The 24,267-nt window shown below is 50.7% G+C and carries 13 protein-coding genes; 8 read left to right on the forward strand and 5 right to left on the reverse strand.

The window, feature by feature from the left end:
• From PZBJ_RS24110 to PZBJ_RS02545, 4 genes are all read left to right on the forward strand, one after another.
• On the forward strand, nucleotides 1–1,064 hold a 1,064-nt coding region (locus tag PZBJ_RS24110; protein ID WP_240632863.1), incomplete at its 5' end, for an Ig-like domain-containing protein.
• Nucleotides 1,065–1,251: 187 nt separating this feature from the next.
• Nucleotides 1,252–5,034 carry an Ig-like domain-containing protein gene (locus tag PZBJ_RS02540; RefSeq protein WP_101761042.1) on the forward strand — a complete coding sequence of 1,261 codons (3,783 nt, stop codon included), beginning with the start codon at nucleotides 1,252–1,254 and terminating at the stop codon, nucleotides 5,032–5,034.
• A gap of 178 nt (nucleotides 5,035–5,212) precedes the next feature.
• On the forward strand, nucleotides 5,213–5,437 hold the full coding sequence (locus tag PZBJ_RS23975) for a hypothetical protein (RefSeq protein ID WP_146001280.1): 225 nt from the start codon (nucleotides 5,213–5,215) through the stop codon (nucleotides 5,435–5,437).
• 142 nt (nucleotides 5,438–5,579) lie between these two features.
• A complete protein-coding gene (locus PZBJ_RS02545; protein ID WP_101761043.1) occupies nucleotides 5,580–6,842 on the forward strand; it encodes a hypothetical protein in 1,263 nt (420 codons plus the stop codon).
• Nucleotides 6,843–6,881: 39 nt separating this feature from the next.
• Here PZBJ_RS02545 and PZBJ_RS02550 read toward each other — a convergent pair whose 3' ends face one another.
• Nucleotides 6,882–7,583: a response regulator transcription factor gene (locus PZBJ_RS02550; protein ID WP_101761044.1), complete on the reverse strand. Its 702-nt coding sequence runs from the start codon at nucleotides 7,581–7,583 to the stop codon at nucleotides 6,882–6,884.
• Nucleotides 7,584–7,908: 325 nt separating this feature from the next.
• Here PZBJ_RS02550 and PZBJ_RS02555 point away from each other — a divergent pair, with 325 nt between their 5' ends.
• Both PZBJ_RS02555 and PZBJ_RS02560 read left to right on the forward strand, forming a co-directional pair.
• Complete coding sequence (locus tag PZBJ_RS02555; RefSeq protein WP_101761045.1) at nucleotides 7,909–11,457, forward strand: response regulator; 3,549 nt, start codon at nucleotides 7,909–7,911, stop codon at nucleotides 11,455–11,457.
• Nucleotides 11,458–11,577: 120 nt separating this feature from the next.
• Entirely contained in the window at nucleotides 11,578–12,201 is a 624-nt protein-coding gene (locus PZBJ_RS02560) for a response regulator transcription factor (protein WP_101761046.1), read from the forward strand.
• A 69-nt stretch (nucleotides 12,202–12,270) separates the two neighbouring features.
• On the opposite strand, the gene PZBJ_RS02565 is transcribed toward PZBJ_RS02560, so the two are convergent.
• Complete coding sequence (locus PZBJ_RS02565; protein ID WP_240632864.1) at nucleotides 12,271–15,852, reverse strand: transporter substrate-binding domain-containing protein; 3,582 nt, start codon at nucleotides 15,850–15,852, stop codon at nucleotides 12,271–12,273.
• Nucleotides 15,845–16,480: a response regulator transcription factor gene (locus PZBJ_RS02570; RefSeq protein ID WP_101761047.1), complete on the reverse strand. Its 636-nt coding sequence runs from the start codon at nucleotides 16,478–16,480 to the stop codon at nucleotides 15,845–15,847. Before PZBJ_RS02570 ends, PZBJ_RS02565 begins: the two co-directional genes overlap by 8 nt.
• A 137-nt stretch (nucleotides 16,481–16,617) precedes the next feature.
• Here PZBJ_RS02570 and PZBJ_RS02575 point away from each other — a divergent pair, with 137 nt between their 5' ends.
• Nucleotides 16,618–20,856: an Ig-like domain-containing protein gene (locus PZBJ_RS02575; RefSeq protein ID WP_101761048.1), complete on the forward strand. Its 4,239-nt coding sequence runs from the start codon at nucleotides 16,618–16,620 to the stop codon at nucleotides 20,854–20,856.
• A 225-nt stretch (nucleotides 20,857–21,081) separates the two neighbouring features.
• On the opposite strand, the gene PZBJ_RS02580 is transcribed toward PZBJ_RS02575, so the two are convergent.
• The gene (locus PZBJ_RS02580) at nucleotides 21,082–21,807 is read right to left on the reverse strand and encodes a pirin family protein (RefSeq protein WP_101761049.1); all 726 of its coding nucleotides are present in this window, start codon (nucleotides 21,805–21,807) and stop codon (nucleotides 21,082–21,084) included.
• Between the two features lie 123 nt (nucleotides 21,808–21,930).
• Here PZBJ_RS02580 and PZBJ_RS02585 point away from each other — a divergent pair, with 123 nt between their 5' ends.
• On the forward strand, nucleotides 21,931–22,806 hold the full coding sequence (locus PZBJ_RS02585) for a LysR family transcriptional regulator (RefSeq protein WP_101761050.1): 876 nt from the start codon (nucleotides 21,931–21,933) through the stop codon (nucleotides 22,804–22,806).
• 103 nt (nucleotides 22,807–22,909) lie between these two features.
• On the opposite strand, the gene PZBJ_RS02590 is transcribed toward PZBJ_RS02585, so the two are convergent.
• Nucleotides 22,910–24,142: an MFS transporter gene (locus PZBJ_RS02590; RefSeq protein ID WP_101761051.1), complete on the reverse strand. Its 1,233-nt coding sequence runs from the start codon at nucleotides 24,140–24,142 to the stop codon at nucleotides 22,910–22,912.
• Between the last annotated feature and the right edge of the window lie 125 nt (nucleotides 24,143–24,267).

Genomic DNA, 24,267 nt, shown 5'->3' on the forward strand with positions numbered 1-24,267 from the left:
TTACGCTGGAAGGCCCAGTTCCCACACTAAGCGGCCCAGATGGCAGTGTAGAAGCCCATGCGGTGGTGCTCATCATGGATGGCACCACTCAAATTGGCTCTGCGCAGGCGGATGAAAATGGCAAGTGGACATGGAAATCTGACTCGGCGCCCGTTAGTGGCGATCGCACTTTCAGCGTAGTGGTTCAGGATGCAGCCGGAAATCTGAGCGAGAACAACCCAAGCTTTGGTCTGAAAACCAACGTCACCGACTTTACTAATGATGATATGGATGGCTGGGTATTAAGGGATCACGCAACGAATACTAAATTCAGTGTTCCAGGCCAGCTTTCGATTGATACACCGACAACCTTAGTGGATCAAAGCGGTGACTTCTTATGGAAGGACATTATTGTTAAAGCGGGAGAAACTTATCACTTTAGCTTCGATGTATATAATGCCCTGAACTTAGCCAACGGTATTCTGGGTGTCAATTTCAACGGGGATAATGTAATTCCTCCTACGTCGCTCGACACCATCGGGCAGTGGATTACGCTGTCCGGTTCATGGACTGCAACCGCGGATGGTTCGGTGCGTATTACCATGTTTAATAATCAGTCCGAAAACTGGGGCAATGATTTCAGTCTGGATAATCTGATTCTTTCTCATGAATATACCCCCGCGGCGAACCCAGTATTCATTTACGATCAGGGATCATTAAGCATCAACCTCGATGAGCAGCATCTCGATTTTTCTCAGCTAAGTATTGATACTGATGAGATCAATCATGTGGAGCTGGAAGGACACGGCAATAATACCCTCGCCCTGTCGCTGGGTGACGTTCATTCATTGGGAGGCGACGACCTGTTCCTCAACGACGGTATGACGCAGATGATGATCACCGGTAATGCTGGCGACGTGGTGAACCTTTCTGACCTGCTGCCGGATGGCTCGGACGTGGGCGACTGGAACAACGCAGGCGACATCATCGTGGGCGGCGTGACCTATCAGGTTTATCAGCACTCCGGTCTGGATGCCGACCTGCTGGTGCAGCAAAACGTCACGGTTAACCTCGATAACCACTGATAGTTAAATCCTGCTCAACCCCCTCAAAACCCGCCTTCTGGCGGGTTTTTTTGCCCTGTACTTTTCATCCCAGACCCGGCCTGGCTTTTTTTCCTCAGCTTTTTCGCACAATTCACTTCAGTTACGGCGTGGGAATTTTCCCCGCCCTCTCAGTGCATTTTATTTTCTTACTTTATTGAGGTCAGTTATGAGTACACCTATCAACGTCATCATCGTGGAAGGCAAAAACATCACCGGCAGCGCAGAGCTTGCGCAGGCCGCTAACGGCGCACCGGTGCGCATGAAAGCCGTCAAAGGCGCTAAATTCCTCTTCACCAGCGGCAAAGACGGCGCGGTGAACGAGCACATCATCGTCAAGCGCGCGGGTAAAAACCTGCAGGTGTTTCTCGATAACAACGACGACCAGCCCGCGCTGATTATTGAAGATTACTACGGCAATCAGGCTGAACTCGCCGGCATGGGCAGCGACGGCCAGTACCACACCTTCATTACCGAAGGCACCGACTCGCAGGCCTTTATGATGCTGGAAGACGGCGCGGCCACCCCGCTGCTGATGAGCAGCAGCGCCACCGCCGGCCTCAGCGGCCTGAGCCTGGCAAGCGCAGCCGCGGGCGGCATGTCCATGGGCTGGATGATTGCCGGCGCCATCGGCGGACTGCTGGCGCTTGGCGGCGTGGCTGCCGCAGCGGGCGGCGGCGGTGGCGGTAAAGGCGGTGACGATAACCCGCCTGAGCCTGCCCCTGCTCCCGCGCCGGTTGATATGAACAGCTTCACCCTCACCGACGGCGTCGGCAGCGTCGGCGGACCGGTCAGCGCCGGCGGCACCACCGACGACGCGCGCCCGGTCATGGCCGGCTGCGGCACGCCCGGCAACGTCGTGCGCATCTATGACAACGGCCAGCTGATTGGCAGCACCGTTATCGACGACAGCGGCCGCTGGCAGTGGCAGCCGGAAAGCAACCTCGCCGCCGGTCAGCACGACCTCAGTTTCTCTGAAGTGAACCATGACGGCGTCGAAGGCGAGCGCTCACCGGGCTTTGGATTTGAGCTTGACCTCACCGCCCCGGCGCGCGTCTCTGATTTGGTTATCGCCGACGGCGTAGGCGCCTCGCAGGGCGCCATTGCCGCCGGCGATACCATCAATGACCGCAGCCCGATCTTCTCCGGCAAGGCCGAGGCCGGCGCCACCGTGGAAATCCGCGACAACGGCGAGCTGATCGGCAGCGCGCTGGTCGGCGCCGACGGCAGCTGGAGCTTCACCCCTTCCCCGGCGCTGGCCAACGGCGAGCACAACTTCACCGTTATCGTGGTCGACCCGGCTGGTAACGCCGGCCTGCCGGTGGGTCTCGGCCCGGTGATCATCGACGACACGCTGGTTGACGTGCCAGCCTTCGGCGAACTCACCGACGGCAACGGCAACCCGTTGCAGCCCGGCGGCGCCTACAACACCAACCCGATGCACATGGGCGGCAACGGCAATCCCGGCGACATCGTCACCATCATCCGCAACGGCCAGCCCGCCGGCTCCGCGGTGGTCGGTGACAACGGCGAGTGGCAGTTTGAGCTGGTGATCCCCGAAACCGACCAGGGCGAGCAGGTTATTGGCCTGATTGTGACCGCGCCGTCAGGCGAAGAGCTGGGCCGCTCCGAAGACTTCAGCTTTGAATTTGACACCACGCCGCCGGCCACGCCGTCAATGGATGACGTCAGCGTCACCGACGGCAGCGGCAACCCGCTCACCGCCGACGACGTGACCAACGTCAGCGATCTGGTGTTCAGTGGCAGCGCGGAAGAAGGCGATCTGGTTAAGCTGTATGACGGCGACAAACTGATTGGTTCTGCGCTGGTGGGTGCGGATGGCAGTTGGTCGATCCCGGTCTCCGATCTGGAGGGTGGCAGCCACGACTTCCGCACCGAGATCACCGATCCGGCGGGCAACGTCAGCGAAAAATCCGACGGCTTTGGCCTCGAAGTGGACTTTACGCCGCCGGCGCAGACATCGGCTGACGTGACCGACGCGGCGGGCAATCCGGTCGCCAGCGGCAGCGCGGTGAACGGTGACCTGACCTTCCGCGGCACCGGCGAGCCGGGCGACACCGTTTACCTGCGGGACGGCGGCAATCTGGTGGGTACCGCAGTCATCGACGCCAGCGGCAACTGGAGCCTGGTGGCGAACATGACCGAAGAGCGCGACTACGCGTTCCAGACCGAAGTAAAAGATCCGGCGGGCAACAGCAGCGGCCTGTCTGAAGCAATTGAATTCAACTTTGATATCACTAAACCGACTACGCCTATCGCGCCTGGAGTCGGCCTGCAGGATGGTAGCGCCATCACCGATCCCGCTATCAATCAGTCGGATATCCGCCTGAATGGGCAGACCGAAGCGCACGCCACCGTCATCATTTATGACGGCAGCACGCCAATTGGCAGCGTGACGGCGGACGAAAACGGCGCATGGTCATTTGACTATACCCTGACGCAGGAGCGGGAATACACCTTCCGCAGCGAGGCAGTAGACAGCGCCGGCAACGTTAGCGACCGCTCAGACAGCACCACCATCAGTTATGATGTGACGCCACCGGATACAGTCAGCATCATCGGCGTTGAAAAAAATAACGGCGATGCCATCAGTGACGGCGGCTACAGCAACGACAAAAATCCGCTGTTCCGTGGAACTGGCGCGCACGGCGACCTCGTTTATCTGGTCGATGACATCAGCGGTCAGACATTGGGATCGGCGCTGGTGGATGAGAACGGCAACTGGAGTATTACACCTGATGCAGCGCTGGATGACGGGGCACTGACGCTGCGAATTGATGCTAAAGATCCGGCGGGCAATACCGCCACCGGCACCGATACATTCGCGCTGAATGTCGATAGCCAAGCTCCTGATGCTGCCAAAAATATTACGCTGGAAGGCCCAGTTCCCACACTAAGCGGCCCAGATGGCAGTGTAGAAGCCCATGCGGTGGTGCTCATCATGGATGGCACCACTCAAATTGGCTCTGCGCAGGCGGATGAAAATGGCAAGTGGACATGGAAATCTGACTCGGCGCCCGTTAGCGGCGATCGCACTTTCAGCGTGGTGGTTCAGGATGCAGCCGGAAATCTGAGCGAGAACAACCCAAGCTTTGGTCTGGAAACCAACGTCACCGACTTTACTAATGATGATATGGATGGCTGGGTATTAAGGGATCACGCAACGAATACTAAATTCAAGGTTCCAGGCCAGCTTTTGATTGATACACCGACAACCTTAGTGGATCAAAGCGGTGACTTCTTATGGAAGGACATTATTGTTAAGGCGGGAGAAACTTATCACTTCAGCTTCGATGTATATAATGCCCAGAACTTAGCCAACGGTATTCTGGGTGTCAATTTCAACGGGGATAATGTAATTCCTCCTACGTCGCTCGACACCATCGGGCAGTGGATTACGCTGTCCGGTTCTTGGACTGCAACCGTGGATGGTTCGGTGCGTATTACCATGTTTAATAATCAGTCCGAAAACTGGGGCAATGATTTCAGTCTGGATAATCTGGTTCTTTCTCATGAATACACCCCCGCGGCGGACCCCGTATTCATTTACGATCAGGGATCATTAAGCATCAACCTCGATGAGCAGCATCTCGATTTTTCTCAGCTAAGTGTTGATGCTGATGAGATCAATCATGTGGCTCTGGAAGGACACGGCAATAATACCCTGACCCTGTCGCTGGGTGACGTTCTTTCATTGGGAGGCGACGACCTGTTCCTCAACGACGGTGCTTCACAGATGATGATTACCGGCGACGCTGGCGACGTGGTGAACCTCTCTGACCTGTTGCCGGATGGCACCGATACCGGCAACTGGAACATCGCGGGCGACGTTATCGTGGGCGGCGTGACCTATCAGGTGTATCAGCATTCCGGTCTGGATGCCGACCTGCTGGTGCAGCAGAACGTTACGGTTAACCTCGATAATCACTAATGATTTCATTCTGCTGATAATTGCCAAACCCGCCTTCATGGCGGGTTTTTTTCGCCTTGAATTTAATTGATAACATAATCGCTCTAACAATTCATCCGAGACCTGGCTTGTCGTGGTAGTGCGGTATTATGGGCAAAATACACAGACTTTTCCCACTTTAATTAATTCGGAGAATCCCATGTTCTGCTGCCCTACTGCTTATGACCATTCTGCTGCCGCCCGCAAAGAGAAGTTTTTGTCTTCGGTATTGTTTATTCGATTGAAGGCGGATTCACATCTGGATACCCGCGCCTGTCTTCATCTTCCTTACGCTAAAGCGCCGAGTGACAGTCTGGTCGCGATGCCTGATAGCGATGAAGCGCCTTTTATGCTGGGTCAATTGCCCCCTATTTTTTGGATGTAAAACCCATTTCCTCTGGCTGAACATTCAAAAACCAAGACCCAACCAAGACCTGGCCTGACGGCTAACATGCTTATTTTTAGTACAATTTACGATGATTGCAGGTGTCCATTGCGCCTGTTTTATTCGTTTGTGAGGCTAAAAAATGGCACGAAATATTCAACACTCTCAGCGCTCAGCATCTCCCCTGCAACACGAGGCAGAAGAGGAGCTAATTGCATTACATTCCGATAACGAAAGTTCGCTCGACGAGCTTGAATTTAGAGAGCGTCATGGTGAACATTACACGCTTCGTCACCATCTTAGTGGCTGCGCGCAAACTTTATACACCGTCGATTTCGCTCAAGATTTTCAAGCAACCGTTATGGAACCAAACCAACCTTTATTCATTCCTAAAGGTGATAGTGCCACGATGACACTGAATGCTGGCTCACAGGCACCCGTTGTCGAGCCTGTTACTGCCGCGTCGCAGCCAATATCCGCAGAAGCATCAACTACGCCAATCGTAGGGCATTCCATCGATAATGAATCCCCAACAATTCAGCTCACCGCCGCGCATGCGGAAACGGACGTTGTGACTCAAAACCTTTCGCCTCTTTCACCCGACGATAGAACAACAATAAATTCATCTGAAGTCTCCTCCAGTAAAACCTTTGTCGAGACTAACGCGCTCCCCCTTTCACTCATCACCGATTTTAATGATGGCACGCTAGGCGGCTGGAGCCTGGGCGGCGATTTAAGTGTTGATCAAGTATTGGAAGGCGGTCAGTTGCATTTCTCTGCTGACAATCTGGCAGAGGGTCAACCGGTGTTATCGCAATCAATGGCGCTGGTTGCTGATCAAAGCTATCAATTTCAGATGTCAGTTCACACCGCAGATGGCTCCCAGCCTTCGCAGTTCATGTTGAACGTTAACGGTGAAGCACATCCTATGGATGCGGTGCGTGACGGCGACAATTACATCCTGCGTGTTGCATTTATGGCTCCCCATGTCGGAAACGCAAGCTTGTCGATCGTGCCAGTGGGTGATATGAAAGGCGGCTCTGATGTCTGGCTGGATGACGTGATAGTCATGCCGGTTGCGCCACAAGTTGGCTTGCCGATAGAGATGAGTTTAATGCTGGCAGAGCCGACCTTTGATTTCGCCCAACTCGAGAGTGAGCCATCGCCACCAACTGCTCCAGCCATCCACCCTATTGCATTGTCGATGGTGCTGCAGAATGTCGAGCCATCATTGTTCGCTGAGATAGAGCACGCTGTGATGCCAACTTCTGAATCTGTGTTATTAAATGCAGAAGCGGTGATGGATGTTTCACATAACATGGAAGCAAATTCATCAGATATGCCGATGATTTTCGCTGAGACAGCACAGATTGAGCCACTGCAATTGGGTCCAGACTTTACTTAAAAAAAAGCCTGTCTAAGACAGGCCTTTTTATCTGAAATATTAGCGGAATAAATCATCGCGATATTTAAACAATTCCAAATCTGAACTAAGTCCTAATTTTTTCATGCCGGTTTGCTTATGGCCACTAATGGTTTTACGACTGCGTTTTAGCTTGGCCGCAATTTCGATGATTTCCATACCATCCAGATAACAGCGAATCACTTCGGCTTCACGCTGGGTCAAAAGTTTACTGAGTTCAGCAATCGGCGCAGCCTCTCCAGTTGGCTCAGATCCATCGAATAGGCTTTCATCGCGTTTGCGTGTTGGCACCATGGAGAGCGCAATCGCGACGTCTGAGGGCATATAGCGCTGACCGCTTGACACCATTCGAATAGCACTGAAATAAGCTGGGGCATCTTCACGTTTACCGATATAGCCTTTAATACCGGCTAAAAAGGCGGCGCGAATCACCGCAATACTTTCAATAGACGAGGAGAGCAATATTTTCAGTTCAGGGTAGTGCGCACGTAGCTGTTTTATCAAAGATAAACCGTCAAGCTCATCTGGATTGAGAATGTAATCCAGAATCAGCACATCAACGCTGTTGTTACGGAGAAATGCTTGAAGATCACGACTGTGACCAAAACTGCCTACCACTTCCATATCTGCTTCAGAGGCAGTCACAACTTCCAGCGAGCGGCGGGTAATAGGATGGTCATCAAGCAGTGCAATACGAATCTTCTTTGTATTAAAAAGTGACATAGTTTGCCTCTGAACAGGTCAGCACGACATGGCGTGCGGTTAATTTGATGAGTTCAGTCTGACGTCGTAGCAAGACAATTCCTACCAGCCAGGTCTTGGATGGACTAAAAGTGAGAAAACTCAGCTAACCAGGACACTGCCTGGCGCACTGTTTATCTTAGTCAGAAATAATGCTTAGGCTGAAAAAATGTGAAGTAAAACTTTACTGCACCAGGAATCATCTGATCAGATATTTACCACTATGCTGTAAAAATATTGTTGTTACCATGGCAATTTGCTCATCTATTTTGACGAGATGTCAAACCTCTAGAATCAGGATAATGTTTTGAATAAGCGCGTAAGAACTATTCACGTTGTAACGTTTATCACTTCTTTTATGTTCAGTGGATGGTTACACGCTGCGGAACTGCTGCTGCATCCGCGTATTCAGGTGAATACACCGCATGTCACCCTCAGCGATGATGTACAAGCATGGCTAAAAGATAACGCGCAAATTGATGTCGGTGTTTGGGGCCCCTCTCATCCCCCCATTGGCGATGGCATGAACTATGGGCTGTATCAGGGCATCGCAGCTGATTACCTTGCCATGCTGGAAAATAGCCTCCAGGTTAAATTTGTCCTGCACTATTATCAGGACAGCAATGACGCGATGGCAGCACTGGGCCGCCATGATATTGATATGGTTGCGATGTGGAACCCGACGCGCTGGCCAAGCTCTGCCGCCAAAGCGTCCGCGCCATGGTTGCTCGATAAGTCGGTAGTCATCACACGCGATAACGATGATGCAACCACCTCATCTCTTGAAAATTTATCCTTGGGTGTCATTCCTGACGGTATGAATGCCGTCCAGTTGCGCGAAAACTATCCAGGCAGCCTGCTGCGCTATTTCAAAGATTTTGATCAAGCCATGAATGCGGTTTCCTATGGACAAATCCATTCACTTTGGCTGAATAAAAACACTGCCGACTACCTCATGCGCTATCAGCACATGACGGGACTCAAAACCACCCCCAGTACCGCCCTGCCCAATCTAAATTTAAGTTTTGGCGTGGACCGACAGCTCCCGCTGTTGCTATCAGCCATTGATAGCACCTTGCAACAGATGCCATTAGTGTCACGCATGCGTATCGCTACCGGTTGGGGGCTGAATCGCGAGGCGGTCATTACGCGCAACCCGCTGGGCCTTACCGTACAAGAAGAGCGTTGGCTGCACACCGACAAACGCATTCAAGTCATTATTGATAGCCGCCGGCCACCCATCAGCTTCCTAAAAAATGGTGTGCCTGCTGGTTTAATTGTCGACATGCTTGATACCCTGACACAACGCTACGGCCTTAATTTCAGGTTATTAGTTGCCGATGACAAAAATTCGATTATGTCATTGCAGCAATCGTATCCCGATGCGCTTCAGGCCAATAACTGGTTGTTAGCAGGATTAGCAGAACCTGAAGAGAATGCAGCATTGCGATCAACCTTAATGACCTCGCCAATGGTGGTGGTGATGCAGCAATCAAATGGCCGACCCGATTCCTTTGATAATCTCAAAGGCGAAAGAATAGCCATTAATCGCGACAATCCATTGGTATCCTGGCTGCAAACCTGGTATCCCTCGATTGAATTATCGCTCACTGATGACTTATATCAGGCGACAGAGTTGTTACGCAGCAACCGGGTACGGGGATTTATCGCGCCGCAAATCGTTGCGCGCTACCTGGTTGATTCCGAGGGTGACAATGAATGGCAGATTGCTATATCGGTACCGATCTCAACAGCGCACCTTGTGATTAATGCCGATCACTCGCCCTCTATTCCTCTACAGATTATTAATAAAGCCCTGGCTGATTTGCCGCCAGAAAATGTGATTGAGCTTACAACCTCATGGCATCAACGTAATAACTCCCTTGTACCGGGCGTAAGTGATAGGCAACTCGGCTTAACTCTGGTTTCTGGCAGCGTCGCGGCACTCACTTTATTAATTAGCACTCTGTGGATACGCCGCTTACGCGCCGCGCTTAAACGTGGAAAGCAAGCTAAGGAAGCTTTAACTGATCAATACAATTTCACTCGCGCGCTGATCGACAATGCGCCCGTGGCCTTGTATGTGCGTGATACAGAAGGCCGACTGATGGATTGCAACCAGCACTGGAGTGACACTGTCAAACTTGACGGTCAGCAACACAAAGGGATACGCATCACCGAAATTAGCAGCATGGATGCGGAAACCGCTGTAAAACTTGAAAAGCAATATCAGCAAGCACTGAAAAAAGGTGAGCCGCAACTGTGGTCCGGACCTTTTCTCTTCGATGATGAACAGCATTATCTTGAAGGGTGGACGGTGCCCTGGCGCGATAATCGCGGTGAAATTGGCGGTTTAGTCGGCGGCTGGCTGGATGTTACAGAGAAAGAGGCACTGATTGCCGGTTTAAAACAGGTTAAAGAGGATTTGGAGCAGGCTAATCGCAGTAAAGCGGCATTTATGCAAACCATGGGTCATGAAGTTCGGACCCCATTGAATGCCATGATCGGCTTACTGGAATTTGAAATACAGAATCAGCAGCAGGGTGAACCAACGGGTGAAAACTTACCGCTAATCTGGGAGTCAGCGGGAAATTTATTGTCTTTGATAGGTGATGTCTTTGATATTTTCCGCGCGGATAATCTGACGCTGCGCGGTATGGTGCGTAGCGTGAATCTGCCGCAGCTGATTGAGAGCACAGTGGCTTTATATCGTCAGCAGTTGGAAGAAAAAGGACTCACGCTGGAGGTTGAGACAGCACTCAATACACCGCGCTTTGAAGCTGATTCCCTGTTAATTATTCGTATTTTCTCAAGCCTTTTACGTAATGCCATTAAGCATAGCCAGGGAAGAATCATCTCCGTTGCGGTGTATCAGGGACGGCAGGATGACGATGAAAACGTTCCTCTGGTAATTGAAGTCTCCAATGAAGGAGAAATCAATGCGGACGATCAGCGGGTTGCAGAGCCAGAAAATGTAAAAACGGGCTGGCAAGAAACGGGTATGAATTTGTCAGCTTGCCAGGTAATGGCAAGTGCAAACGGTGCAGAATTGAGTATTGAAAGCGATGCTGATGAAGGTACAACCATCAGCTTTTATTTTAACGCCAAACCCTCTTTGGATAGTCGCCCGACCACGCAACCGCAAGCGGCGAGAGTATTGAACATCTTGATTGTCGACGATTATCCGCCAGGTCGTCGCGCATTGCAGCAGCAACTCGAAGGCTGGGGACATCATACTTTGCAAGCTAACAACGGCGAACAAGCGCTGGAATTATGGCAGCAGCAAGGCGCAACGCTGGATCTCATCATTACTGACTGCACTATGCCCGTCATTGATGGCTTTAGTCTTACAAGATTGATACGTGAAGAAGAGCAACGCCTTGAAATGCCTGCTTTGCCCATCTTTGGCCTTACCGCTATGACGGGTTTTGAAATTACCACGCGATGCCTGTCTGCCGGCATGAATGAATGTCTGATAAAACCGCTCTCTCCTGCCGCTTTACTAACGGTACTGCAACGCTATTTCAGCGAGCTCAATCCGATAAACGTTACAGCGCAGAAATCAATAACAGATGACCCTGAAACATTGCGCGAGATGATGCAGATAAATGTTGAGGATGAAGCGCAATTGCGCGATGCGCTAGCAGCACAAGATTTTGTGCACGTGGGGCGTGTAGCGCACCGCCTCAAAGGCGCAGCAACATTATTTCATGATGAACAATTTTACTCTTCTTGCGAGGCCGTGGAAAAAGCCTGTGGGCAGCATCTCACGGCAGAGGTAATTGAATCCCTTGCGGAAACACTTTTCAAGGAACTCGAACGAACAAAAGTAATACTGAACAGGAAGTTAGAATAAAAGGTTTTCAGGACTGTTTCTGCATTATATTGAAAAATTTCAACCGACCCAGGAAGGGTCCTGTATTTATTATCACTGGAATATGTTTGGCTATTAGAGAGCCAACATGAGGACAAGGCTATGACCAAAAAAATTGTTATCTATGATAACAATCCGGTATTGATCGCCGGACTTAAACATTTATTAACTCAACAAAATTTTGAGGTGGTAGGTGGCACAACTGACCCAGATGAACTGATTCGCGCGATTTTATTATTAAGTCCTGATTTTGTCATCATGGATCCGTCATTAATGAAAGAGGAGTATCTGACCAAGCTGTGTAAAGTAAAAAGCCTTTTAAAAGGTATCCAGATTGTTATCTTTGCCAGCTCCGAGAGTGTGTATCATATTCTTCGCGGACATCGTCTAATCTGGATGGCCTATCTCAGTAAAAGTCAGCCTCTGGATGAACTGTTTGATATCTTGCGCAAGCCGCCACAGCACCGCTCGCTGCTAATTGATATTCAGCATGAGAGGTCAAACGACCATTTCACATCCCAGGCTGCGTCACTGTTACGCAGCCTGACTGGACGTGAAATGCAGGTGTTACGTGAAATTGGTGCAGGAAAAACGAATAAAACCATCGCGAACGAGATGAGTCTCAGTAATAAAACCATCAGTACATACAAGCGTAATATCATGGATAAATTTAAGACTAATGATGTCCGAGAAATTATGGATATTGCACGCCGCCATGGTTTTTAAATAACAGGGCGGCGGCATCAATAAAGTGATTATTGCCAGGGAAATGCCTGTTCCGCTCTGCTAATATTTTTATTTTTCCGAAGCCACGTTAGCAAGCCAACTTTCAATCTGCTGTTGAAGTTGTTGCCATTTTTTGTAGCAAGCTGGAACATCCAGAGGAATCGCGAGACAGGCAGTCTCAACTTGCTGACAGGCTTCCGCTAATCTTGATTCACGCATAATCCGTACACTTCCCATGACGCGATGGGAAAGGTCAGCGAGTAAAACCCAATCCTGATGCGCAACAGCTTCCATCATTGAAATATAATCTTCTCGCAGGCTGGTTTCTAAGCGGTGCATGAGCTCCTGCTGTAATACGTTATCTTGTGAGGTCAATGTTGATAGATTGATTTGGTCTGCAGCGACGTTAAGTTTTCCACGTTTATTTAACGCATCAGACAAACTGTTAATAGTGCAAGGCTTGAACAAGCAACCATTCATGCCTGAAGCCAGGCAGCGCTCAATAATTTCATGCATCGCGTTTGCGGTGAAGCCAAGTATCCATACAGGCTGCATTCCTTTGATTCGCTCATTTTCACGTATAAATTGTGTGAACTGATAGCCATTCATGCGCGGCATATTACAATCAGTAATAATGACATCAAAGGTTTGTTGTCGCCATAATTCAATCGCCTCCTCACCACCTTCGGCAATATGAGCATGGTGACCTAACCAGGCGAGTTGTTTAGCTAATAACATACGGTTTGCTGCGTTATCATCAACCACCAGTACACTAAGCTGCTTACTATTTTCTTCAGTACTATCCGTATTGGTTTCAACCTTCTCCGGAACCGTATCAATGGCTTCTGCAATCGTTAACACGATTTCCGCTTGAACGCGTGTTCCCTGATATTGCACACTGTACAAAGTTAAATCGCCGCCCATCACCTTACATAAATTACGGCTGATAAACAGACCGAGACCGGTGCCTGCGCGGCGATTATCTGCCTGAGAGAATGGCTGGAATAACTTAGCCTGCTGACTTTCGTCAATGCCAATACCGCTGTCTGTAACATCAATGGTATAGCGTATAGTTTTGCCATCCTCCCTAATTTCCTGGCGAAGATCTAAAGTCACACCACCGGTGTCGGTAAATTTAATCGCATTACCCAACACATTAGACAACACTTGTTTAATACGTAGCGGATCCCCCATCACATCGGGAATTGCTTCAGAAGGGAAGTTTTTATGCAGAAGAATATTCTTATCGATGGCCAATCCGTTAAAAATAACTAACAACTGATTTATTAGCATCCCGAGATTAATTCGCTGCGGACGGAATTCTAATTCTCCTCCTTCCACTCGTGACAGATCTAAAATATCCCCTATCAATCCTACCAGCCCTTCGGCTGACTGCTGTGCAACTTCAAGCGCTTGAAGATCCTGCTCGCCTTTACGCCCTTTTTTGATCGCCATATCCAGCATGCCAATAATCGCATTCATCGGTGTGCGAATTTCATGGCTCATGGTTGAAAGGAAAGTAGATTTGGCGCGATTCGAGGCTTCAGCGCGGTCGGAAGCTTCAGATAGTTGTTGTAACAGCGTGGCCCGTTCTGACACATCCCATAAGCCTCCAACCACACCAATCACTTTTCCGGCCCCATCACGCCATGGGAGCATCCAGATATTAGCAGTAATCTTTTTTTGCTCATTGTCATGCTGATCTACAATAGAAACTTCTATATCCTCAATATACGGTAATGATGAAGCGATGACTTCGTCAGCCTTCTGTTGAAAAAATTCTGCCTGCTCATAAGTGATATTTCTTGGATGATCGGTCAGTAGCGTTCCTTTAATCTCATTAAAAGGAACGTTAACCAGAGAAAGATAATACTGATTGCAATAGGTTAAGCGGCCTTGTAAATCACGCAGACTGATGGGGAAAGGAACATCATTTAGCAATTTTTCAAGCATCTGCGCCTGAGCGGCGGCCAGCGAAACACTCTTTCGCAGCCATATGCTTCGTATAACGACAAAGATAAGAATGGCTGAAAGCAATGAAGTGAGGGTAATCAGCAAGATGCGATTGCGCCCCCAGAAATCATCTACTATTAATAAATTATTAGGCCGCCAACGGTTGGCCATTATTGAAAGCTCCTCAGGCGGCAGACTTATCAATACTTTATTGAGAATGCTTTTTAGTTCCGGCTTATCCTTGCCTAAAGCAAATGACACAAACGCAGCACCAGAGCCAATCACGTTGACTACTTTCAAACGTTCTCGATAGCCAAGGCTAATTTTATAATCCGAGGTTATCAATAAGCCTACAATAGCGTCAACGCTATTATTCGCTGCGCTACTGAACATCTTCTCATCGTTATCGAAGATCACGAATTTAATTTCAGGATAGTTTTCACTTATATAGTCTATTAACGCCGCCCCCTTAAGTATCCCAAGTTTTTTCCCGCGCAAATCAGAAAGATTTTTAACTTCATTATTTTTCTTATTAGTTATAAGAGAAAAAGCCGTACGAATGTAGGGGTAAGTGAACAGCATCTGACCAGCACGTTCGTTACTGGGTGTCATAGCAGCCACCATATCATCATCACGAGAATGAATTCGTTTTTCCAACTCACCCAATGTAGATATGGCTTTGAAATTAAATTTCAGGCCAGTCTTGATGGTAACGATATTTAAAACGTCGGTAGCAATTCCGCGCAGCGTACCATCATTATCAATAAAAGCTACTGGTGCCAAATTATCCCTTCCATAAAGGAGAACACTGACATTAGGATTATGGCTGATCCAATTTCTTTCCTCTTTAGTTAAGTCCAGTGGCTGATTGATTCGTCTCAACTCGTTAGACATCCACGCTTCTTGCATTTCCTGTTTTTTTTCAACTGGAACAGCATTCAAAGCAGAGTTAATGAGTTCTGCTAGCGGGGAGGATTTATTGAGAGAAAAACTTGTGTTGCGCGGAGGCAGAAGAGAAAATCGTTCAATGCGTAAATTATTAATGAAATTACGACTCACCAAAAAACTCGGCCCCAGATAAACTTGCGTATCTCCAAACGCTACAGCACTGAGCGCTTGCTGGTAATTATCATAAATTTTGAAAATGGCCTTAGGATATATTTTTTTCAGTTCATTAAGTGGCCAGTAGCCTGCAGCGACAGCTACTGAAAAATTATCAAGATCGGCAGGCAATCCAGCCTTCGTTCCATTGCTGACTGCCAGAATGGGATATTCGATATTATAGGGCTCACTAAATACTATTCCGGGAGAATTATACTGCGCGGTGCTGTTGGGAATAACGTCGATTTCATTATTTCTCAGCGCACGTAATCGTTCTTCCGCTTTTTGGAAAATGACTAATTGAACCTCCAACCCCAGTTTCTTACCTATGATGCTGATATAGTCCGCATTCAATCCTTCGTAATTATCAGGCAATGTAATGAGGCTATAAGGAGGCGAGTCATAAGCAAAAACGCCCATTCTCAGTACCTTTTTTTGCTGAAGCCACTGACGCTGATCAGGCGTCAACGCCAATGGCTTGATATCGTTCAAGGACGTATGCGTCAGCAAGTTAAGATGGTCCATCTGCTCTGAAAAGACGGAGACAGGCACCATCAAGAGCAAACTTAGCAGTATTGAGCAGAGACGTTTATTCAATCAGTTGATTCCTACGGGCAAAGTCAATTAAGTCAATAATGGAACGCGCATTGAGTTTCATTTTCAAGCGATGTTTATACGTGCTAATGGTTTTCTCACTCAGCGCCAACCTGATACTGATTTCCTTGTTACTCAAGCCGCTGACCAAGCCCGTTAAAACGCTCATTTCCCGATCGGAAAGTTGCGCAATTACCATGCTGTCCTGCGCCGGAGTGCGTTCATTATCCGTCCAGTTTTCCATGTAACCCGGTTGCGGATAGTAAGTATAGCCGCGTCCCACCACATTGATCGCCTCAATTAAACCTGAAAGCTCTTCAGTTTTAGTAATGAAGCCGTTCGCCCCCGCTTTTTGACAACGCTGAGCAAAGTGCGGTGATGCCTGAGACGTTAACACTAAAATCTTTGGTGAATGCGTCTGATTGCGTAAATGTTCAATCACCTGGAAACCGTCAATTTTAGGCAAACCGATATCCAGTAAAACAATATCCGGGCGTAACTCTCGCGTTAAGCGCAACGCATCGGCACCATTCTCGGTCTCGGCTAGCACCGTATTGCCGCTTTGTTCAACCAGCATCCGCACCGCGTAACGGATTACCGGATGATCGTCGACCAATAGAATTTTAAGCATATTGCCTCTATGTAATAATCAGTATGTGCAAACAAGGCATGAACAATACCTTTTTTTATGCTTTCGCTTGAGTGAAAAAACTCAAATACAGCGCTATACAAACAATCCAAGACCGGGCCGGATATTAAGACCTTTTTATGTCTAATAATCGTTCCTTATTTAACGCTCTTCGACGGATTGATCCAAGACGCGGCCTGGCGTTGTCCAATCCCATATTTATTAATCTTACCGTCAGTATTTTCTGTCAGTCCCGATTAACTTATTTATGGAATATCCTGGTGAAGACTACGTCGCAAAACTCAACCGCTTGCCCAACCTGGGCACGCCATATGATTTATCTACAAATAGCCGTACAGGCCGGAATGGCACTCACACCTTTTTACGCCGTGACGGTTAATGCCGCATCAAAGCAGCCTGCTGAAGAACATATGCTTAGCGGCACTGCACAACACGCCAGTGTCTTCGGCCAGGCTGTGCAGTCGGGTAGCCTTAATGGTTATGCCGTCCAACAAACCTCTGGCATGGCTTCGCAGGAATTGCAGCAGTGGTTAAACAATTTCGGCACTGCACGCGTTGAGTTCGGTACCGATAGTCACTTTAAACCGCGATCTGGCGCGGTAGATTTATTACTGCCGCTATACAAAAGTCCTGAGCGCTTATTATTCACACAAAACGGTGTGCGCAACGTCAATGGGCAAATCACTGGCAACTTTGGCCTCGGCCAGCGCCATTTCACTGATGACTGGATGATCGGCTATAACGCCTTTTATGATCAAAATTTCAGCCGGGACCATAAGCGTCTGGGCAGTGGCGTTGAAGCGTGGCGTGACTACCTTAAACTCTCTGGTAATGGCTATTACCGTCTCAGCGATTGGCGCAACTCAGGTGATGTGGAAGATTACGATGCGCGTCCGGCCAACGGCTTTGATTTACGTGCTGAAGCCTGGCTTCCCGCCTACGCTGCTATCGGTGGCCGCCTGATGTATGAAAAATACTACGGCAACGAGGTTGCGCTATTCGGTAAAGACAAGCGCCAAAAAAACCCTGATGCAATAACTGCTGGCCTGAGTTACACGCCCGTCCCGCTACTCTCCTTCACCGCCGACCATAAACGCGGTGGTAGCCAGAATGATACTCGTTTTGGTCTGCAGCTCACTTATCAGCTCGGTCAATCGCTGGCGAGCCACTTCGACACCTCTGCTGTAAATATGAAACGTACGCTGGCAGGCAGCGGGATGGATCTGGTTGAGCGTAACAACAACATTGTGCTCGAATACCGCAAACAACAACTGATTGATCTGGTGCTGCCGAAAGAGATTAGCGGCCAAAGTGGCAAAACCGTGCCCGTGAATTATCAACTCACCAGTAAATACGCCCTGGCGAAAATCGTCTGGAATGACGCATCTATTGTGGCTGCCGGTGGCAAAATGCAGGACCTCGGTGGCGGAAAGTATCAGTTGATGCTGCCGAAATACAGCGCGGGTGCAATAAACAGCTGGCCGCTGAGTGGTGTGGCTTATGATGCACGCAATAATGCCTCTAAAGTCGCCGCAACCATGGTTACCGTAACCCGTCCTCAGGTAAGCGCTGAAAAAAGTGTCGTCGCCGCTTCGCCTGAAACCATTCTGGCCGATGGTACAACAACCTCAATTGTCAGCTTTACACTGAATGACGAAACCGGCACTCCTGTTACCGGGATGGCAGCGGACATTGCCGTGACGTTGAAAGAGGAACAGGCCAACACTCCGCTGTTGAAAGCAAAAGCCAAATCTAAAGCGGTAACGGCAAAATCGGCCTCAATCAGTGATGTCACTGAACAGGCCAATGGTGTTTACACCGTAACGCTAACCTCAGGTACACGCCCGATGCTGGCAGTTTTAACCGCGACACTGGGTGAAATCGCTCTGCATTCCGTCGCAGTGAATCAGATCAGCGACGCCGCTTCCGCACAGGTTAAAGAGGGTGATTTAAAACTGATTGCTGACAACGCCGTGGCGAATGCCAGCGCGATTAACAGCGCTCAGGCTCGCGTGACGGATGCCACGGGTAACCCGGTGGCCGGCGTGGCAGTGACATTTGCCTTGAGCGGCTCCGCACAAGTTGCGCCAGGCAGCAGCCTGGCCGCTGTTAGCGATCAAAACGGTTACGTTACGGTGCAGTTCATCAGCAAAGTTGCGGAAACCGTTAGTGTGACCGCAAACACGGCGAACAATGGCAGTGCCAAAGTTAACGCAACATTTATAGCCGATAAGAATACCGCAACCCTGGCCGAAAACGACCTGACAGTTGACCGCATCAGTGCAGTCGCTGATGGCAGCGATAAAGTGACCTTTATAGCCGTGATTAAAGATGCCAATGGCAACCTTGTCTCCGATGTACGCGTTGACTGGTCGGCTAACGGCGGCAGCTTGTCCGGTAGCAGCAGTGTTAGCGGCACAGACGGTAAAGCGACCATTACGCTGTCGAGCACCGCTGCGCAGATGGTGCAGACTTCTGCAACACCAGAAGGCCGTGCATCAGTGAGCGCACCCGTCGTCAGTTTTGGTGCTGACGCTGCTAGTGGTGGCATTGGTCAGAACGATCTCACTGTGAATAAAGCTAGCGCTACCGCGAATGGTACAGATGGCATTATTTACACCGCCATGGTGAAGGACGCCAACGGCAATCCATTGGCTGGCCAGACGGTTAACTGGCTGACCAGCGTCGGCAATCTGAACGCAGCGTCCAGCATCACCGATGCTAACGGTCAGGCCACGATTATTCTGACATCGTTACAGGCAGCGGCGGCACAGGTTACCGCCAGCCTTACTGGCAAACCCGCTGTAAATGCACCGCAGGTTAGCTTTATTGCCGATGCCGCGAGCGCACAGATTGGCAGCGGCGACCTGACTGTGGACAAGAGCAGCATCGTCGGCAACAACGCAGATGCGGCAACCTTCACCGCCATCGTCAAAGACGCCAACGGCAACCCGTTAGCGGGCCAGAACGTCAGCTGGAGCACCGATCGCGGTAGCCTCAATGCAGCAAGCAGCACCACCAACGCTAGCGGCGCGGCGACCATTCGACTGACCGGCACAACCGCGGGCATCGCCCAGGTTAAAGCGCAAGTGAACGGCAACGCGGCGGTTAATGCTCCGCAGGTAACCGTCACCGCCGACAGCAGCAGCGCACAAATTGGCAGCGGCGACCTGACAGCAGATAAAACTACGGCGTTAGCGAACGGCACTGAAGCGGTGACTTACACAGCACAGGTTAGAGATGCAAGCGGCAATCCGGTATCTGGCATTACGGTGAGCTGGGGCAAAAACCTCGGCAACCTAAGCGCCCCGACCAGCAACACCGGCGCAGACGGTAAAGCGACCATTACGCTAACTTCACCAACAGCAGGCAGCGCTACCGTGACCGCAACACCCGGCAGCGGCAGCACAGCCTCCGCCTCAGCGGTCAGCTTTACGGCTGACGGTAGCACCGCTGTCATCAGCAGTGGCGATCTGAGCGTGGATAAAACCACGGTGGTAGCCAACAATATCGACATGGCGACCTATACCGCACTGGTGAAAGACGCCAACGGCAACCTTGTGGCGAATCACAGCGTGAGCTGGAGCACCACTAAAGGCACCTTAAGCAGTGCCAGCGCGTTGACCGGACCGGATGGTAAAGCAACTATTGAATTGCGCCACACTGTCGCCGAGCTAGCTACAGTGACAGCAACAGTGAATGCTGTTGCTACTAACGCGAATCCAGTTACGTTTGTTGCGGACGCAGCGACGGCCAGAGTGGCTGCCATCGATTCTGTAAAAGAACAGATTGTAGGTAATAACGAAGATTCTACCGAGTTGCGTGTAACGATTCGTGATGCTCACGGAAATCCAATCAACAGTACGAGTGTTACATGGGGTGCAGTCAATGGCATGCTCAGTGGAAGCAACTCAATGACGGATGACAATGGTATCGCCAATATTACACTCCAACCTGTATTACTTAATGCTCCTGCAGCGCAAACAGCTGTGATTACTGCAACGATTAATGGAACATCGCTTAACAAAAACATTGCAATAATGAATGTTTATTCTTTGAATGGTCGAATGTATTGGACCCAAAATAGTTTTGCGCTGACTAACGTTGAGTCTACAGCAATTGCTGCTTGTTCATTACGCGGAGGTACCGTTGCCAATCGCACAGATATTGAATCGTTTTTGAGCAACGGCGGTGATTTCAAAAGATTTTCAGGTTCTTCTTCACCTACCGTCGAATTTTCAAATATCCGTTACTCTCTCGGCGGAGAATGGAACTACAGCGCTGACTTAAGCGGTGTAAATACTGGACCTACAGGACCGAGAATGGAGCCCGGGGTATCATACGTATGTATAAAATGATGATATAGTCATGGTTATAAAGGAGCCTTAAAGGCTCCTTTTTTTTAATAACCTATTTCTAAAACATGTTGTTAAAATTACTTCCTTATCCAATCAAATGACTTCCTGCTTACGTTTGCGCCATTTCGAGGGAGAAACATCACACGTCTTCGGTAGCATCAGCGTAAAGTTCCCCCGCCATCACCAGCGCGATAGATCGCACTGCTCTTTACGGCATTTTAATCATTAACGCTGTGGATGATTCACTTCCAGCGGACGCAGATCAAACACCAGCACTTCCGCATCATCACCGTTAGCAAACTGCAGCGCGCTTTCGTTGCGAACGCGTGCACCGTCGCCCTCTTTGAACTTCACGCCGTTCACTTCGATGCTGCCGCGAGCCACGTGAATATAGGCGTAACGATCGGCATCCAACGCGAAGGTTTGCTGCTCGACACCGTCGAACAGTCCGGCATAAACGCGAATATCCTGACGCACGCTGAGTGAACCGTTATCCCCTGCCGGCGAAATAATCAGGCGCAGCTGACCGCGTTTGTCACGTTCCGCCACTGAAATCTGCTGATAACCGGGAGGCGAATTACGCTCGCCAGGCACGATCCAGATCTGCAGGAAGTGCACGTTGTCCGTTTTCGAGTGGTTAAACTCGCTGTGCGTGACGCCGCTGCCGGCGCTCATTAGCTGCACATCACCCGGCACAATCACCGAACCGGTGCCCATGGAATCTTTATGCTCCAGCGCGCCTTCCAGCACGTAGGAGATGATCTCCATGTTGTTGTGCGGATGCGCACCAAAACCGCGACCCGGTGCAACGCGGTCATCATTGATCACCAGCAAATCTGAGAAGCCGGTTTGTTTTGGATCCCAGTAACTGGCAAAAGAGAACGTATGATGCGAGTTCAACCAACCGTGGTCACCCACTCCGCGTTGTTCTGACAGGCGTTGTTCAATCATGGTCTGCTCCTCAAATTTGCTGTTGGGGGGCGATTGCCCTTCCCGTTGCAAACAAGTATACGTAAACTGATTTGCCTAACAATGCGTCAAAATGACAATGACTGTCACCGATAAGTGGACAATATGCAGATTGAAGATCTCCGTATTTATGTAGCCGTCATCAAAGCCGGCAACTTCACCGCTGCCGCCGAACAGCTGATGCTGTCGAAGCAGTATGTCAGCCGCCGCATCGCCGCGCTGGAGGAATCGCTTGGCGCGCGGCTGCTGAATCGCAACACGCGGAAGTTGTCGGTAACCGATAACGGCCAGCTGTTTGCGCAGCACGCGCAGCGCATTCTTGATGATGTGCAGGAAGCCGAGCTGGCGGTATCGGGGCGTCGTCAGGTGCTGCAGGGCAGCTTCCGCCTGAGCGTGCCGATGTCGTTTGGTATCAGCCATTTGTCGCCGTTTATTGCCGAGTTTCTCAGCCAGCATTCGGGTTTGCAGTTTCAGGTTGAACTGGCGGATCGGCATGTCGATATGGTGGGTGAAGGATTTGATATGGCGATTCGCATCGGTACGCTGCCAGATTCGAGTTTGATCGCCAGGCGACTGGGCGAGTTTCGCCGCGTGATCTGCGGCAGCCCTTCCTACCTGCAGGGCGCAGGCGCACCGCGAACGCCGGAGGAGCTGAGCGAACATTTGTGTCTGCGCTACGGGCGCGAAAGCCAGACCGGCTGGGAACTGTTTAACGGCGACCAGCGCAAAGTGATTAGTGTGCATGGGCCGATGGTGAGTAATAACGGGGAAATGCTGCGCGACGCAGCAGTGGCCGGATTGGGTCTGATTATGCTGCCAGAGTTTATTGTGGCACCAGCGCTGGCGAGCGGTGAGCTGGTGAAGGTGCTGGAAGAGTGGCAGCCGACCTCGCTCCATCTCAATGCGCTCTATCCGCAGCACCGTCAGCGCAGTGAGATCAATCGGGTGTTTATGACATTTTTGCAGCAGAAGTTGGCGTAATAATTAATTACCCTTGCGGCGCGATCTATTGCGCATATTAAGGGCGGCAATGTGCCCAGCCCGGCAATACGTAATATATCGCGCCGCTACGGTAGGTAGGGTGTTAATGACTTTCGTGCGCGAAGGTAATCGATTTACGGCGCGCATCGCGCATCGCCACCGCGTGGATCAGCAGACCCAACACCGCCAGAATCGCGCCCACCCAACCGGTGGATTGCCATCCCAGACCAGCGGAAATGGTCACGCCGCCCAGCCATGCACCGAGCGCGTTAGCGAGGTTAAACGCCGAATGGTTCATTGCCGCCGCCATGGTTTGTGCATCACCGGCAACATCCATCAAACGGATCTGCAACACCGCCGCCAGCGCCACCATGGTGCCCACCAGCATGACGTTGATGGCACCTGCCAGCGCATAATGCGCGGCAAATACGAAGGCGCTGAGCACCAAAAATGACCAGATCAGCAAAATGCGGATGGTCTTTTCAATGCCGCGATCGGCCAGACGACCGCCAGCGATGTTACCGATGATCATGCCTAAACCAAATAACGCCAGCACCGCCGGGATCCAGCTCACCGGCATCTGCGCCAGTTCGGTCATGGTCGGCTTCACGTAGCTAAACACCGAAAACAAACCGCCGCTGCCCACCGCGCCAATCGCCAGCGTCAGCAGTACCTGTTTGCGCGTCAGCGCCGACAATTCGCGCAGCGGGCTGGCATTTTTGTCGCCCGCTACGTTTGGCACCCACAGCCAGATCAGCAGCAAGGTCACCAGCGCCAGACCGCCGACAATGGCAAAGGCATCGCGCCAGCCAAACCATTGGCCGATAGCGGTGACGGCGGGCACGCCGAGTAAGTTGGCGATGGTCAGGCCGAACAGCACCATCGAGACCGCTTGCGCGCGTTTGCGCCGTTCAACCAAACCGGCTGCGACCAGCGCCGCCACGCCGAAGAAGGTGCCATGTGGGAAACCGGCGAGGAAACGCGCCAGCAGCATCGAGTAGTATCCCGGCGCTATGGCGCTCAGCAGGTTGCCGGCGGCAAACAGGCCCATTAGCGTCATCAGGAAATTACGACGTGAAGCGCGCGCGCCCAGCACCGCCAGCAGCGGCGCACCAATCACCACGCCCAGCGCATAGATGCTGATGAGATGCCCGGCCGAGGGGATCGATACGTTGAGACCTTTGGCTGCATCAGGCAGCAGTCCCATAATGACGAATTCGCCGGTACCAATGGCAAAGCCGCCGGTGCCGAGCGCGAACAAAGCTTTTAGCACGCTCTGACGCGGCAGCGATGCCTCATCCGGCAGCTGAGTAAGTTGGGGTTGTACTGATGACATGAGTTTTCCGAACCGCAAGTGAAGAACTCAGTCAGGATCGTGATTGCCTGAAACAATCATCGTCAGGACTGAGCAGAGTGAGCGGCTTATGATAGCGCAAAATCCCGCTTCCGTAGCGGCGCAAT

This window comes from Pantoea endophytica, from assembly GCF_002858935.1.
GTDB lineage: Bacteria > Pseudomonadota > Gammaproteobacteria > Enterobacterales > Enterobacteriaceae > Pantoea > Pantoea leporis.

Excerpts from the sequence above, each read along its gene's own strand:
- PZBJ_RS02545 (WP_101761043.1), top strand. The coding sequence starts at position 5,580 with ATGGCACGAAATATTCAACACTCTCAGCGCTCAGCATCTCCCCTGCAA.
- PZBJ_RS02560 (WP_101761046.1), top strand. The coding sequence starts at position 11,578 with ATGACCAAAAAAATTGTTATCTATGATAACAATCCGGTATTGATCGCC.
- PZBJ_RS02585 (WP_101761050.1), top strand. The coding sequence starts at position 21,931 with ATGCAGATTGAAGATCTCCGTATTTATGTAGCCGTCATCAAAGCCGGC.
- PZBJ_RS02570 (WP_101761047.1), bottom strand. The coding sequence starts at position 16,480 with ATGCTTAAAATTCTATTGGTCGACGATCATCCGGTAATCCGTTACGCG.
- PZBJ_RS02550 (WP_101761044.1), bottom strand. The coding sequence starts at position 7,583 with ATGTCACTTTTTAATACAAAGAAGATTCGTATTGCACTGCTTGATGAC.
- PZBJ_RS02575 (WP_101761048.1), top strand. The coding sequence starts at position 16,618 with ATGTCTAATAATCGTTCCTTATTTAACGCTCTTCGACGGATTGATCCA.
- PZBJ_RS02540 (WP_101761042.1), top strand. The coding sequence starts at position 1,252 with ATGAGTACACCTATCAACGTCATCATCGTGGAAGGCAAAAACATCACC.
- PZBJ_RS02590 (WP_101761051.1), bottom strand. The coding sequence starts at position 24,142 with ATGTCATCAGTACAACCCCAACTTACTCAGCTGCCGGATGAGGCATCG.
- PZBJ_RS02580 (WP_101761049.1), bottom strand. The coding sequence starts at position 21,807 with ATGATTGAACAACGCCTGTCAGAACAACGCGGAGTGGGTGACCACGGT.
- PZBJ_RS23975 (WP_146001280.1), top strand. The coding sequence starts at position 5,213 with ATGTTCTGCTGCCCTACTGCTTATGACCATTCTGCTGCCGCCCGCAAA.